The sequence below is a fragment of the Streptomyces sp. NPDC087844 genome (genome assembly GCF_044742785.1).
Taxonomy (GTDB): domain Bacteria; phylum Actinomycetota; class Actinomycetes; order Streptomycetales; family Streptomycetaceae; genus Streptomyces.
Genome location: NZ_JBIUVD010000009.1, coordinates 183,651 through 196,204 on the forward strand (window position 1 = coordinate 183,651; position 12,554 = coordinate 196,204).

The following is a 12,554-nucleotide window of genomic DNA, read 5'->3' on the forward strand; positions in this document are numbered from 1 at the left end:
AGATGAGCCAGGCGGCACAGAACCTCAACTGGTTGATCACCAACTTCGTTGACAACACCCCCGGGGTGTCCCACACCGTCGTCGTTTCCGCCGACGGACTCCTTCTGGCAATGTCCGAGGGCTTCCCGCGCGACCGCGCCGACCAGCTCGCGGCCGTTGCCTCCGGACTCACGTCCCTGACCGCCGGCGCCTCACGCATCTTCGAGGGCGGCACGGTGGCCCAGACGGTCGTCGAGATGGAACGGGGTTTCCTTTTCCTGATGTCCATCTCGGACGGGTCCTCGCTCGCGGTCCTCTCCCACCCGGACTGCGACATCGGCCTCGTCGGATACGAGATGGCTCTGCTCGTGGACCGTGCGGGCGCAGTGCTCACACCGGATCTGCGCGCGGAGCTGCAGGGCAGCCTGCTCCACTAGCAAGGTTCTACCGAATGTAGGAAAAACCGTCCGGCCGCCCTCCCCCCACCGGCCCCGTCAGACGGCACGACTGACCGACTTGCTGTCCCGCCCGGAGGATCCATGACCCCGCCCAACGCCTCTCATGATCCGTACTCACATACGTACGAGGAAGAGGGCGACCAGCCGCTGGTACGTCCGTACGCGATGACCGGCGGCCGGACCCGGCCGCGCTACCAGCTCGCCATAGAAGCACTGATCAGCACCACGGCCGATCCGGCAGCGCTCATGGGGCTGCTGCCCGAGCACCAGCGGATCTGCCACCTCTGCCGTGAAGTGAAGTCGGTGGCCGAGGTGTCGGCTCTGCTCTCCATGCCCCTGGGCGTGGCACGGATTCTTGTCGCGGACCTCGCGGAGGCCGGACTCGTCGCGATCCACCAGCCGGGTGGCGACGAGAGCAACGGTGGCGCTCCGGCCGTGACACTGCTCGAAAGGGTGCTCAGTGGACTTCGCAAGCTCTGACGGAGGGCGGGCGACCACCTCCGCGAAGATCGTAGTGGCGGGTGGTTTCGGCGTCGGCAAGACCACGTTCGTGGGTGCCGTCTCCGAGATCAACCCGCTGCGCACCGAGGCCGTGATGACGTCCGCTTCGGCGGGCATCGACGACCTCACCCACACCGGGGACAAGACCACCACCACGGTGGCCATGGACTTCGGCCGTATCACCCTGGACCAGGACCTGATCCTGTACCTCTTCGGTACACCCGGCCAGGACCGCTTCTGGTTCATGTGGGACGACCTGGTACGGGGTGCCATCGGCGCGATCGTCCTGGTCGACACCCGTCGTCTCGCCGACTGCTTCCCCGCGGTCGACTACTTCGAGAACAGCGGACTGCCGTTCGTCGTCGCCCTCAACGGCTTCGAGGGGCACCAGCCCTATACTCCCGAAGAGGTGCGCGAGGCTCTGCAGATCGGGCCCGACGCCCCGATCATCACGACGGACGCCCGCCATCGTTCGGACGCCAAGAGTGCTCTGATCACGCTCGTCGAGCACGCCTTGATGGCGCGCCTGCGGTAGGGCTCGCCCGTAGAATGGCGTCCCGGCAGGCTCGGCACCCAAGTCGGCAAGGTTGTACGCAAGTTGTCGTAGACGCATTGGAGCCGGCTGTGTCGTTTGACACGGTCGGCCTCAGTGTTCATAACGTTTCGACAGAGATATCGAGAGGTGCCGCCACGCGACGCGGTCGTCTGATGCCGCTGTGCTCACAAAAGCCCCGCCTTTTGGCGGGGCTCGTTCTTTATGTTCCGTTTTATCTGCGGCTTACGTCACTCGGAATCTTCGGTTCCGAGTGTTTGGCCGAGCCCACCCTGACGTGCTGGAATGCCAGAACTGCCCAGTAGTAAGGGCCGGAAGACACACGCGGCACGACGAAGGTGCCGAGCCGAGAGGTTGTTGGTCGAGTGAGGCGAAGCAAGAACGGTCCCGAGCCGTCGGCACGGGGCAACTTCACCCCGCCGCCGCGCGGAGCGGCACCCGCACATGTGCCCGGCTCGGAGCCGACGGCCCCACCACCGCCCAGCGGGAGCCGTTTCTCTCCGCGCAACTGGCGCGTACCGACCAGACTGAACGCGATCCTGCTCATACCCGTGGTGGTCGGCCTCGTCATGGGCGGCTTCCAGGTGAAGAGCTCGATCGACACCTGGCAGGAGGCCGAGGACGCGCAGAACACCGCGCGCCTGGTCCGCGCCGCCCTGACCTACGGCGACAAGCTGTACTCCGAGCGCGACATCAGCGCCGCCCCCCTCCTGGAGGGCAAGGGCGTGAAGGACGCGACCGTCGTCAAGGCCCGTGGTGAGACGGACGCGGCGGCCGTCGCCTTCAACGAGGCCGCCAAGAACATGCCGGCCAAGGCCGGACTCGAACGCCGTCTGGAGATCTTCCGCAAGCAGGAGCCCAAGCTCGTCGCCCTGCGCGCGGCCGCGTACACCTCGAAGCTCAAGGGTGTGGAGACCGAAGAGGGTTACGTCGAGATCCAGCACCCGCTGATGGAGTTCGCCAACGAACTCGGTCTGGGCACCGGAAACATCACCAGCTACGGCCGTACGGTCTACGCGATCTCCCTCTCCAAGGCCGCTCTCTCGCTCCAGCGCTCCATCGGCACCCATCTGCTGATCAAGCCGGGGCCGTCCGACGAGAGCCTGGCCAAGCAGCGCGTCGCCCTCACCTCCTACGCCTACCTCGAAGGCATCGCCATCGAGGAGTACATCGGTGGTGGTACCGAGAGTGACGCCGCCAAGCTGGAGCAGGCCAAGAAGCAGATCCAGACCGACGGCGCGGCGCAGGCCAAGGAGGCCGCGGAGACCGCCGCGGCACGCGGCCAGACCTACGTCCCCCCGCCGTCCAACCCCACCGACATGGTCAGCGGTATCGGCACCCTCGCGACGACCGACGCCAGTGCCCGCGTCGCGCTCGCCGACAAGGGCATCACCGCCCAGAACTGGTGGGCGGTCAACACCGCCAAGTACAACGCCTACCGCGCCATCGAGGCGGACCTCGGCGACAAGGCCGTGTCCGAGGCCTCGACCATCGCCTCCGACGCCAAGCGCGACGCCTTCATCACCGGTGCCGCCGTCGTCATCGCCCTGCTCGCCGCGTTCATCCTGGCAGGCATGGTGGCCCGCCAGATGAGCCGCGCGATGCGCCAGCTGCGCAACGCGGCCTTCGGCGTGGCCGAGCAGCGCCTGCCGATGCTGGTCGACCAGCTCTCGCGCACCGACCCGGGCCGGGTGGACACCCGCGTCCAGCCCATCCCGATCAACACCACGGACGAGATCGGCGAGGTCGCCCGCGCCTTCGACCAGGTCCACCGCGAGGCCGTCCGGCTCGCCGCCGAACAGGCGCTGCTGCGGGGCAACATCAACGCGATCTTCACCAACCTCTCGCGCCGCAACCAGTCCCTGATCGAGGGCCAGCTGACCCTCATCACCGACCTGGAGAACAACGAGGCCGACCCGGACCAGCTGGAGAACCTCTTCCGCCTGGACCACCTGGCCACCCGTATGCGCCGCAACGGCGAGAACCTCCTGGTGCTCGCCGGCGAGGAGCCGGGCCGCCGCTGGGACCAGCCGGTCCCGCTGGTCGACGTGCTGCGCGCCGCCTCCTCCGAGGTGGAGCAGTACGAGCGCGTCGAGCTGTCCGGTGTCCCGGAGGCCGAGATCCACGGCCGTGCCGTGACCGACCTCGTGCACCTGCTCGCCGAGCTGCTGGAGAACGCCACCACGTTCTCCTCCCCGCAGACCAAGGTCCGCGTCACCGCGACCCGGCTCCCCGACGGCCGCATCATGGTCGAGATCCACGACAAGGGCATCGGCCTCACCGCCGAGGACTTCGCGGACATCAACCACAAGCTGGCCAACCCGCCGACCGTGGACGCCGCGGTCTCGCAGCGCATGGGCCTCTTCGTGGTCGGCCGGCTGTCCGACCGGCACGGCATCCGCGTCCAGCTGCGCCCCTCGGGCGAGCAGGCCGGCACGACCTCGCTCGTCATGCTCCCCGACGCCATCACCCACGGTGGCGGCGGCGACTACCAGGTGCAGCGCGACGACTTCACGGTCTCGCAGATCATCCCGGAGCACGAGCTGCAGCAGCAGCCGCAGCAGCCGCCCTTCGGGGGCGAGGAGTTCCAGAGCGTCCAGCCGGCCCTGCGCACGGCCGCCGAACTGGGCTTCGACGACAGCCGCTACAACCCCGAGGTCCCGGACGACATACGCGAGCTGGACCCGGTGGGCCGCTCCCTCATGCGTGAGGAGCGCCGCGCGGCCCTGGAGGCCCAGACGCACGGCCCCGAGGGCGAGGCTCCGTCCTTCCAGGGCGAGTTCGACCCTCAGCAGGGCTACGAGAACGGTGGCCAGGGGTACGAGAACGGTCAGCCCGCGTTCGACGACACGGCGGCGGCCCTCCCCGAGGCACCCGCGTACACCGAGGCTCCTGGCTACGACCAGCAGACGTCGTACGAGGGGCAGCAGCAGACGTCGTACGACGAGACGTACTTCCCGCAGGCCGGTGGATACCAGGAACCCGCCTACGCGGAGCCGGGCCAGGACGAGCACCAGCCGGACCCCGCCGTCGGGCAGGACGCGTTCCCGCCCTTCCAGGAGCAGCCCTTCCAGGAGCAGCCCTACCAGGACGACTGGCCGCAGCAGGACACGTACCAGAACGGCTTCCCCGCCGAGTACGCTCCCCCGGCGGAGTCCTCGCAGACCGCTGAGGCGGCCGGGCAGGACAGCGTAGGCTTCGACACTCCGGGACCGGTCCCCTCCAGCGCCCCCGAGCTCACCGACGCCGGGCTTCCGCGCCGCGGAACCACCGACGCCGGACTTCCCCGCCGCGGAGCCACCGCGGTCGGCAAGCAGTCCGTGGGCCAGGAGTCACCGGCACCCTTCGCGAACAACGACAGCAACAGCAATGGCACCGGCGCCGGCGTCGTCAGCACCAACAACGGCACCGGCGGCAAGGGCGACTGGCGGTCGAACAACGACCAGATGTGGCACCGGGCCGAAGCGCTGAAGCAGCCCAAGGCGGGCGGGGTCACCTCCTCCGGCCTGCCGCGGCGGGTGCCCAAGGCCAATCTGGTCGAGGGCACCGCGGAATCGACCCCGCAGGGCGGCCCCCAGATCTCCCGCGCTCCCGAGGACGTCCGGGGCAGGTTGAGCAACCTGCGACGCGGCGTGCAGCGGGGCCGGGACGCAACCAGTGAAACGAACGGTCAGGCCACCAGGAACCAGCCCGGTGGCCCTGACAGCACCTACAACCAGGAGCGTTAGTGTGAGCCCGATGAGCCAGGCGGCACAGAACCTGAACTGGTTGATCACCAACTTCGTGGACAACACCCCCGGGGTGTCCCACACCGTGGTGGTCTCCGCCGACGGACTCCTTCTGGCGATGTCCGAAGGGTTCCCGCGTGACCGTGCCGACCAGTTGGCGGCCGTCGCGTCGGGCCTGACCTCACTCACCGCGGGCGCGTCCCGCATCTTCGAAGGCGGGCAGGTGAATCAGACGGTTGTGGAGATGGAGCGGGGATTCCTCTTCCTCATGTCCATTTCCGACGGTTCCTCGCTCGCGGTTCTCGCACATCCGGAAGCGGACATCGGTCTCGTTGGGTACGAGATGGCCCTTCTGGTCGACCGTGCCGGTACGGTCCTCACGCCTGATCTGCGTGCCGAGCTTCAGGGGAGCCTTCTCAACTAGCAGACAAGCGATGCGTTTTGGCGTCCCGTGGCCGTAAGGTTTCGGGACGCGGCTCCACATTGATGGGCCCGGCACATTCGGAGGAGGAGAAAGTGGCAACACCCCCAGACGGTTCGTCTTCGGGCAACTGGTCCTACGGCCCCGGCCAGGGCCAGGGCAGCGACGGCTCGCCGAACCGGTACAACTTCCCCTCCGCGCCGAGCCACCGACGCCAGCAGCCGTACTCTCCCCAGGGTCCGGGCCCCTCTCCTTACGACCAGCCGTCGGCACCGCGCATCCAGCCCGTGCAGCCGCAGCGGCGCTCGCCCGAACCGTCTCCCGCGGGGAGCGCCAGCAATCCGCTGGTACGCCCCTACGCGATGACGGGCGGCCGTACCAGGCCGCGATACCAGCTCGCCATCGAGGCACTGGTGCACACCACAGCGCAGCCGCACCAGATGCAGGGCCAGTTGCCCGAGCATCAGCGCATCTGCAACCTCTGCCGGGAGATCAAGTCGGTGGCCGAGATCTCGGCCCTGCTGACGATCCCTCTCGGTGTGGCCAGGATCCTTGTCGCCGACTTGGCGGAGGCAGGCCTGGTCGCCATTCATCAGCCCGGCGGCGACGAGAACGCCGGCGGTCAGCCAGACGTGACTTTGCTCGAAAGGGTGCTCAGTGGACTTCGCAAGCTCTAGCGGAGGGCCTTCCCGCTCCACCACGTCCGCGAAAATCGTGGTGGCGGGCGGCTTCGGCGTGGGCAAGACCACGTTCGTCGGGGCCGTCTCGGAGATCAATCCGCTGCGTACCGAGGCCGTGATGACGTCCGCTTCGGCGGGCATCGACGACCTGACGCACACCGGGGACAAGACCACCACCACGGTGGCCATGGACTTCGGCCGTATCACCCTGGACCAGGACCTGATCCTGTACCTCTTCGGTACACCCGGCCAGGACCGCTTCTGGTTCATGTGGGACGACCTGGTACGCGGCGCGATCGGCGCGATCGTGCTCGTCGACACGCGCCGTCTCGCCGACTGCTTCCCGGCGGTCGACTACTTCGAGAACAGCGGACTGCCGTTCGTCATCGCCCTCAACGGCTTCGACGGCAGCCAGCCGTACAACCCGGACGAGGTCCGGGAAGCTCTCCAGATCGGCCCCGACACCCCGATCATCACGACGGACGCCCGCCACCGCGCGGACGCGAAGTCGGCGCTGATCACGCTGGTGGAGCATGCGCTGATGGCGCGGCTGCGGTAGCGGGTTTGCTTAAGCATGAGAGGGGGCGGCAGCTGTTCACTGGCTGTCGCCCCCTTCTGCGTCCGCGTGTCGGCATCCGCATCTGTGGCCGCCCCCGAGGGACAGCCACGGGGACGGCCACAGCGTCCGCGCAGTCATATGCGCGATGTGTCGTGTGCTGCGCCGCATCGTGCCGACGCCGCGGTGACCCGGTCAAGCCAGGCGTACTGTGGATTGACGGCGATCACCTTTTGGGGCTCAACCAGTGCGCTCAGATCGCGACCAGATCGATCACATTGATCACTACGTGACGGTTCGACACGACGTACGTGACGAATCCCCCAGCGAAGGATGCCGACCAACTGCTGTCTCGGTTGCTCTGAGCAGGCGGTCCGAACGGGTTGAGGCTGATCCTCTTCTCCAGGCTTTCCAGCGCTGCCCGTTGCGGGGCGGCCAGGGCAGCCTTGCGCCGCGCGGCTCGGTCCACATACCTGATCGTGTACGCGCTCACGCTCACCTGCCCCTATGCACAGGGTTGTTGTCGACATCGAAGGGGTGACCCTCCTCGTCCCAGAAGACGAGCCCTTCGGTATCGCCCTCGGCCAGACGCTTGACGGTCTGCTCGATCTCGTCGAGATACCCCGGGGTCGCGCAGGCACAGGCGAACGGCAACCACTTGTCGAGTACGCCGTCCAGGGCCCCCTGATCAAAATCCGCAGCGGCACTGAGCCAGTCCTGCTCGAATCCCTGGAGCCAGTCCGGCCGCCGTTCAAGCGCTACGCGAATGGCGCCCGGCGTTCTCTCGCAGGCGTTCGGGTCGACTTCGTGGACCATGGTCGGCGACCTCCGGCGGGGAGCAATGGAACCTCCCCTACTCGAACGTAATGGAGAGTTCGGGGAGGAGTCGCTGCCCACGTTAGAGGGGGCACGCCCGGCCACGCACCCCGGACGCTCGACGACCGCGTCCGAGTCGGAGTGCGAGCGCCGACGGCTGCTCCTGTCCGGCACTTCACGCATGGAGACCACCCGTGTCCGACTCGGCCTGCGGCCACACGAGGCTGCCTACGCTGCCGGGACACATGGAGATGAGCTGCGCGGCCCGCTCGGGATTTCGCAGCGACATACGGAGCCCGCCGCTCTCGGTGGCGACTTGAGCGCTCCCGTCCTTGTGCGCGAGACCCCAGGCGGCGACGCGGGCGTCGCGGTCACCCGCCTCGGTGGTGTACTCCTCGACCACGGCGAAGAGGCGAGGGGCGGTGGCATCGACGAGGGCGTGGATCTCGGCGGTGAAGCCGTCGGGACGCTCGGGCTTCGGGAGGCCCAGGGATACGGTGGTCATGGCAATTTTCCTTTGCGTACAGGGAGTTGCGTGTGAGAACGATAAGCATGAACGCATAGATCTATGCCATAAATTCTGTAAGCTCTATGCGATTCACTCGTGTGAGGGACGTGCAGCACTCCCGCACGGTCAGGAGAGGAGAAACCGGTGGCAGCGACTGGCCCACCCACGCTGAGGCAGCGACGCCTGGGAACCGAGCTGCGCAAGCTCCGCGAGCGAGCTGGGCTGAGCTCTACGACGGGTGCCGCTCGCATCGGCGTGCAGCAGGCGCGGATGAGCATGATGGAGGCAGGACGGCACGGCGTCAGCGACGAGCGCGTACGCACGCTGGCGCTCGCCTACTCCTGCGACGACAGCGACTTGGTCGAGGCGCTGGCTGCGATGACTGGCCGCCGCAGCCGGGGGTGGTGGGACGAATACCGAGAGTTGCTCCCGCCCTCGCTCGTCGAGGTCGCCGAGTTCGAAGCCGACGCCACCGAGCTACGGGTCGGCGTGGTCTGCACCATGCCAGGCCTGGTGCAGACCCTCGACCATGCACGCGCGGCATTCCGGCAGAGCGTTCCCGCCCTGCGCCCGTATGAAGTCGAGCACCGGGTCTCGTTCCGCATCAAACGTCAGGCGATACTGTTCGCGGAACCGCCGACCCCCTACACCGCGATCGTCCACGAGGCCGCACTGCGGATGCGGGTGGGCTCCCCGGACGTGATGCGCAACCAGCTTCTGTACTTGAACGAGATGGGCGAGCGCGGAAACGTCCGCGTCCTCGTCGTCCCCTTCGACCAGGTCGACTTTCCCGCCTCGGGGCAGCCCATCAGTTATGCGTCAGGCCCCGTCCCGCAACTGGACACGGTCCTACTCGACTCCGACCACGGCTGCGATTTCCACGACGCTGAAGCACAGTTGCATCGATACCGCTCCGTACTCGACCGCATGGAGGCGTGCGCGCTCACGCCCCATAGGAGCCGCGACTTCATCCGCCGCCTCGCCAAAGACCTGTGAGGGAAACCCGTGCCTGCCTACACCTGGCAGAAGTCCTCGTACAGCACCGAGGGCGCAAACTGCCTCAACCTCGCCACCGCCCCCGACGACACCCTCCGCCTGCGCGAGAGTGACGACCCTGACCGAATACTGGCCGTGAACCGTGAAGGACTCTCCGCGCTGCTGGCTGCCGTCAAGAACGACCGCCTTCCGGCCACGGCACTCAGCTGACCTCGCCCACGCTTCCTGCGGTCGTGTGGTTGCACTGAGGCGTAGGCCGGTATGGTCCGGACAAGCATCACGAATGTGACGGGGAAGAGGTGATCAGGATGGCGTACTCCACGCATATGGCTGCGGCGCTCTCCGGCGCCACCGTGAGCCAACTCAGATCATGGCGCATCAACCGTGGCGCCAAGGGCCAGTTCCTGATGCCCGAACTGGGCACTCGCCCCCGCGCCGCGTACTCCTTCCGTGACGTACTGGCTCTGCGTACCTGCGTACGACTGCGGCAGGACTTCTCCCTCCAGAAGATCCGCACGGCGATCGGTACGCTCCGCGGCCTGGGGGAAACGGCCCATCTGGCGTCGTACCAACTGGTCACGGACGGCTCCAGCATCGTCCTGTATGACGACGAACACCCGACCGACCTCCTGGACCGTCCGGGGCAACGCGTGGTGGCAACCCTGACCGACATTCTTGAGCCCTTTGCTCCCCGGCCTGGCGTAGTGGTGCCACACCTGCTGCGCCCGGCGACGCACGTTGCCGTGGATCCGGCCAACCAGGGAGGCCATCCGGTGATCACAGGTACGCGCGTGCCGTACGAAGCGGTGGCGGAACTCCTCGAAGACGGTGTCCCGCTGAACCGAATCCCGGACTACTACCCGGCAGTGACGGTGGAGGCTGCCCGTGACGCGGCCGAGTTCGCCCGCTACGTCGACAGCTACCTCCCGAGCGGAAGCCGCGCCTCCTGATGCACCTTCTCGTCGACGAGAACACAGCGGTGCAGCTCCTGACCCCTCTTCGATACGTGCTGCCCCAGCACCAGGTCAACCACGTGACCGAAGTGAAGTGGTCGGGCAAGAAGGATGTTCAGCTTCTCCTGGATGCGGCCCGCAAGGGATACGACGCCCTGTTGACGAAGGACGGACGCCAGCTCGAAGACCCTGACGAGACGGATTCGATCAAGAAAGCCGGCATCCATCACATCCGGTACTCGCAGAAGGAGAGCGGCGTCGGCGGGCTGGCCCTGGCCGTAGGGGCGATCATCGCCGCCATGCCTTTCGTCATGCGAGAACTTGAAGCCGCTGACGGCCAACGACTCGTCCATATTCGAGGCCTGAGTCCGGTGCCGAGCCAACGCTTCGAATCGATGGACCCCCGCCAGAAGCCACCACGCTACTGGCGTTGACCGGAGCGACGTTGTTTGAGCCCCACGGCCGTACGGCGACGGTGTGGGCGGTGCCGAATCCGACCGAAGCGTGGCGGCCGTGGTCGGATGCTCCAGCCCTTCAGGTAGCGGGCGGTCAGGACGACGAACAACGGGCCGTGTCTCACACCCTGGCCCACGGTTCGCTTCCGCGGCCGGGACGTGGCTGGAATGACGACCGTCCCGCGGGCTAGACCGTGACGGCCGGCCCGGCGGGGAACGAGTTCTGACTGGGCCCGACGACGGGGAACTGCACCCCCGTGAGGTCTTCGGAGGTGGTCCACAGGCGTTGCTGGACGGCTGCCTCGTACGACTCCGGGCTTGAGGTGACCAGTCGGGGGTGGCCCTTGACCTCGTTGCGTCCGCTGGGGCCGTAGTACTGGCCGCCGAGCACTGCGGGGTCGGTGGCGGCGCGCAGGGTCGGCAGCGCGCCCATCGCCGGCGTCTGGGTGATCAGCGGCGCGAGCCAGGTGAGCGGGAGCCGGACGGCCGCGGGGGTGTTGCGGGCGAGTTCGGTGCTGGACATGCCGGGGTGCGCGGCCACCGCGACGGTGGTGCCGTGCCTGGCGAGCCGGCGCTGCAGCTCGTACGTGAACATCAGGTTGGCCAGCTTGGACTGGCCGTAGGCGGCGGCCCTGCCGTACGACCGCTCCCACTGCAGGTCGTCGAAGTGGATCGCGGCCCGGATGCGGTGGCCGGTGCTGCTGACCGTCACCACGCGCGAGCCGGGCACCGGCAGCATCAGGTCCAGCAGCAGCCCGGTGAGCGCGAAGTGCCCGAGGTGGTTGGTGCCGAACTGCATCTCGAAGCCGTCCCGGGTGGTCTGCTTCGGGGTGTACATCACGCCGGCGTTGTTGATCAGCAGGTCGAGCCGGCCGAGCCGGGACCGCAGCGCCGCCGCCGCGGTCCGTACGGAGTCGAGCGAGGTCAGGTCCAGCGCCTGCACGGTCACGTCGCCGGTCATGCGGGCCGCGGCCTGCTCGCCCTTCTCGACGTCGCGCACGGCGAGCACCACGGACGCCCCGCGCTCGGCGAGCGCCTTGGCGGTCTCGTACCCCAGCCCGGTGTTGGCCCCGGTCACCACGGCCACCCGCCCGCGCTGGTCCGGGATGTTCGCCGTCGTCCACTTCTCACCCATGTCGGGCTCCCAACCAATTAACGTACCGGAAGTATCTTCTGCCGACGACGCTAAAGTACTCTCGGTACGTTGTCAACGTACCGCTGGTACGTAAGTTAGGCTGATAATCGTGACTTTCCAGCGGGCGCGAACCGAGGAGCAGCGGGAGATCCGCCGACGGGCGATCCTCGACATGGCGTCGGCGATGCTCGACGAGATGCCCGTGGCCGCGGTCACCCTGAACGAGCTCAGCCGCCGGGTGGGCCTGGCGAAGCCGAACGTGCTGCGCTACTTCGAGTCCCGCGAGGCGGTGCTGCTGGAACTGCTGGACCACTTCCTGCAGGAGTGGCTGACGGAACTGGCAGGCGAGTTGGCCGCCGGAGCCGACGAGAACCTACCCATGGCCGAGCGAGCGGCAGCGGTGGCCGAGACCCTCAGCCGCTCGCTCTCCGGGCGAGTGGTGCTGTGCGACCTCTTCGGCGCACAGGGCAGCGTCCTGGAACACAACGTCTCCGTCGAGGTCGTGGCACGCTACAAGCGCGCCTCACTGGACCGTCTGACCACCATGACCGCCCTGGTCCGGAGGTACCTGCCGGAGCTGGGCGAGAACGCGACGCTGTTCAGCCTGCAGACCATGGTCATGGCCGGCGCGCTGTCGGCGTACAGCACGCCCCCGCCCAGCCTGCTGGCGGCCTACCGGGCCGAGCCCGACCTGGCCCGCTTCCACCTGGAACTGAAGGACTCCTTGCGGCTGGCCCTGACCGCGACCCTGCTGGGCGTGCTGCCCCGCCCCTGACGCGTTGGTGGCGCCCCGGCCCCGGCCCCGGAAACAGCGA

16 protein-coding genes are annotated in these 12,554 nt (G+C 67.8%); 12 read left to right on the plus strand and 4 right to left on the minus strand.

Features of this window, described 5'->3' with window-relative positions:
• Positions 1 to 2 precede the first annotated feature (2 nt).
• From ACIOKD_RS19815 to ACIOKD_RS19845, 7 genes are all read left to right on the plus strand, one after another.
• Entirely contained in the window at positions 3 to 416 is a 414-nt protein-coding gene (locus tag ACIOKD_RS19815; protein ID WP_055520031.1) for a roadblock/LC7 domain-containing protein, read from the plus strand.
• 102 nt (positions 417 to 518) lie between these two features.
• Positions 519 to 917 carry a DUF742 domain-containing protein gene (locus tag ACIOKD_RS19820; RefSeq protein WP_402085405.1) on the plus strand — a complete coding sequence of 133 codons (399 nt, stop codon included), beginning with the start codon at positions 519 to 521 and terminating at the stop codon, positions 915 to 917.
• The gene (locus ACIOKD_RS19825) at positions 898 to 1,473 is read left to right on the plus strand and encodes an ATP/GTP-binding protein (RefSeq protein WP_360922284.1); all 576 of its coding nucleotides are present in this window, start codon (positions 898 to 900) and stop codon (positions 1,471 to 1,473) included. The genes ACIOKD_RS19820 and ACIOKD_RS19825 overlap by 20 nt, the downstream gene beginning before the upstream one ends.
• 383 nt (positions 1,474 to 1,856) lie before the next feature.
• Positions 1,857 to 5,219: a nitrate- and nitrite sensing domain-containing protein gene (locus ACIOKD_RS19830; RefSeq protein WP_402085408.1), complete on the plus strand. Its 3,363-nt coding sequence runs from the start codon at positions 1,857 to 1,859 to the stop codon at positions 5,217 to 5,219.
• Positions 5,220 to 5,229: 10 nt separating this feature from the next.
• The gene (locus tag ACIOKD_RS19835) at positions 5,230 to 5,643 is read left to right on the plus strand and encodes a roadblock/LC7 domain-containing protein (RefSeq protein ID WP_307536275.1); all 414 of its coding nucleotides are present in this window, start codon (positions 5,230 to 5,232) and stop codon (positions 5,641 to 5,643) included.
• Positions 5,644 to 5,735: 92 nt separating this feature from the next.
• Complete coding sequence (locus tag ACIOKD_RS19840) at positions 5,736 to 6,317, plus strand: DUF742 domain-containing protein (RefSeq protein WP_402085411.1); 582 nt, start codon at positions 5,736 to 5,738, stop codon at positions 6,315 to 6,317.
• Positions 6,298 to 6,879 carry an ATP/GTP-binding protein gene (locus ACIOKD_RS19845; RefSeq protein WP_006375305.1) on the plus strand — a complete coding sequence of 194 codons (582 nt, stop codon included), beginning with the start codon at positions 6,298 to 6,300 and terminating at the stop codon, positions 6,877 to 6,879. The genes ACIOKD_RS19840 and ACIOKD_RS19845 overlap by 20 nt, the downstream gene beginning before the upstream one ends.
• 250 nt (positions 6,880 to 7,129) lie before the next feature.
• Here ACIOKD_RS19845 and ACIOKD_RS19850 read toward each other — a convergent pair whose 3' ends face one another.
• The 3 genes from ACIOKD_RS19850 to ACIOKD_RS19860 all read right to left on the minus strand — a co-directional run bounded on the left by ACIOKD_RS19850 (position 7,130) and on the right by ACIOKD_RS19860 (position 8,197).
• Positions 7,130 to 7,345 carry a hypothetical protein gene (locus ACIOKD_RS19850; protein ID WP_402085414.1) on the minus strand — a complete coding sequence of 72 codons (216 nt, stop codon included), beginning with the start codon at positions 7,343 to 7,345 and terminating at the stop codon, positions 7,130 to 7,132.
• Positions 7,346 to 7,371: 26 nt separating this feature from the next.
• On the minus strand, positions 7,372 to 7,692 hold the full coding sequence (locus tag ACIOKD_RS19855; RefSeq protein ID WP_402085417.1) for a DUF6247 family protein: 321 nt from the start codon (positions 7,690 to 7,692) through the stop codon (positions 7,372 to 7,374).
• A 175-nt stretch (positions 7,693 to 7,867) separates the two neighbouring features.
• Positions 7,868 to 8,197: a hypothetical protein gene (locus tag ACIOKD_RS19860; RefSeq protein ID WP_402085419.1), complete on the minus strand. Its 330-nt coding sequence runs from the start codon at positions 8,195 to 8,197 to the stop codon at positions 7,868 to 7,870.
• A gap of 147 nt (positions 8,198 to 8,344) precedes the next feature.
• Between ACIOKD_RS19860 and ACIOKD_RS19865 the strand changes: the two genes are divergently transcribed.
• The 4 genes from ACIOKD_RS19865 to ACIOKD_RS19880 all read left to right on the plus strand — a co-directional run bounded on the left by ACIOKD_RS19865 (position 8,345) and on the right by ACIOKD_RS19880 (position 10,583).
• Positions 8,345 to 9,196, plus strand: a complete 852-nt coding sequence (locus ACIOKD_RS19865; protein ID WP_402085421.1) for a helix-turn-helix domain-containing protein — start codon at positions 8,345 to 8,347, stop codon at positions 9,194 to 9,196.
• Between the two features lie 9 nt (positions 9,197 to 9,205).
• On the plus strand, positions 9,206 to 9,406 hold the full coding sequence (locus tag ACIOKD_RS19870) for a DUF397 domain-containing protein (protein WP_402085424.1): 201 nt from the start codon (positions 9,206 to 9,208) through the stop codon (positions 9,404 to 9,406).
• 98 nt (positions 9,407 to 9,504) lie between these two features.
• On the plus strand, positions 9,505 to 10,146 hold the full coding sequence (locus ACIOKD_RS19875) for a DUF433 domain-containing protein (RefSeq protein WP_402085426.1): 642 nt from the start codon (positions 9,505 to 9,507) through the stop codon (positions 10,144 to 10,146).
• Positions 10,146 to 10,583 carry a hypothetical protein gene (locus ACIOKD_RS19880; protein WP_402085429.1) on the plus strand — a complete coding sequence of 146 codons (438 nt, stop codon included), beginning with the start codon at positions 10,146 to 10,148 and terminating at the stop codon, positions 10,581 to 10,583. Before ACIOKD_RS19875 ends, ACIOKD_RS19880 begins: the two co-directional genes overlap by 1 nt.
• A gap of 208 nt (positions 10,584 to 10,791) precedes the next feature.
• Here ACIOKD_RS19880 and ACIOKD_RS19885 read toward each other — a convergent pair whose 3' ends face one another.
• Entirely contained in the window at positions 10,792 to 11,739 is a 948-nt protein-coding gene (locus ACIOKD_RS19885; protein ID WP_402085432.1) for an SDR family NAD(P)-dependent oxidoreductase, read from the minus strand.
• 109 nt (positions 11,740 to 11,848) lie between these two features.
• Between ACIOKD_RS19885 and ACIOKD_RS19890 the strand changes: the two genes are divergently transcribed.
• Positions 11,849 to 12,514, plus strand: a complete 666-nt coding sequence (locus tag ACIOKD_RS19890; RefSeq protein ID WP_402085434.1) for a TetR/AcrR family transcriptional regulator — start codon at positions 11,849 to 11,851, stop codon at positions 12,512 to 12,514.
• Positions 12,515 to 12,554 lie beyond the last annotated feature (40 nt).

Coding starts and splice junctions, on each gene's coding strand:
- ACIOKD_RS19835 (WP_307536275.1), top strand. CDS start 5,230: ATGAGCCAGGCGGCACAGAACCTGAACTGGTTGATCACCAACTTCGTG.
- ACIOKD_RS19815 (WP_055520031.1), top strand. CDS start 3: ATGAGCCAGGCGGCACAGAACCTCAACTGGTTGATCACCAACTTCGTT.
- ACIOKD_RS19875 (WP_402085426.1), top strand. CDS start 9,505: ATGGCGTACTCCACGCATATGGCTGCGGCGCTCTCCGGCGCCACCGTG.
- ACIOKD_RS19885 (WP_402085432.1), bottom strand. CDS start 11,739: ATGGGTGAGAAGTGGACGACGGCGAACATCCCGGACCAGCGCGGGCGG.
- ACIOKD_RS19880 (WP_402085429.1), top strand. CDS start 10,146: ATGCACCTTCTCGTCGACGAGAACACAGCGGTGCAGCTCCTGACCCCT.
- ACIOKD_RS19820 (WP_402085405.1), top strand. CDS start 519: ATGACCCCGCCCAACGCCTCTCATGATCCGTACTCACATACGTACGAG.
- ACIOKD_RS19860 (WP_402085419.1), bottom strand. CDS start 8,197: ATGACCACCGTATCCCTGGGCCTCCCGAAGCCCGAGCGTCCCGACGGC.
- ACIOKD_RS19855 (WP_402085417.1), bottom strand. CDS start 7,692: ATGGTCCACGAAGTCGACCCGAACGCCTGCGAGAGAACGCCGGGCGCC.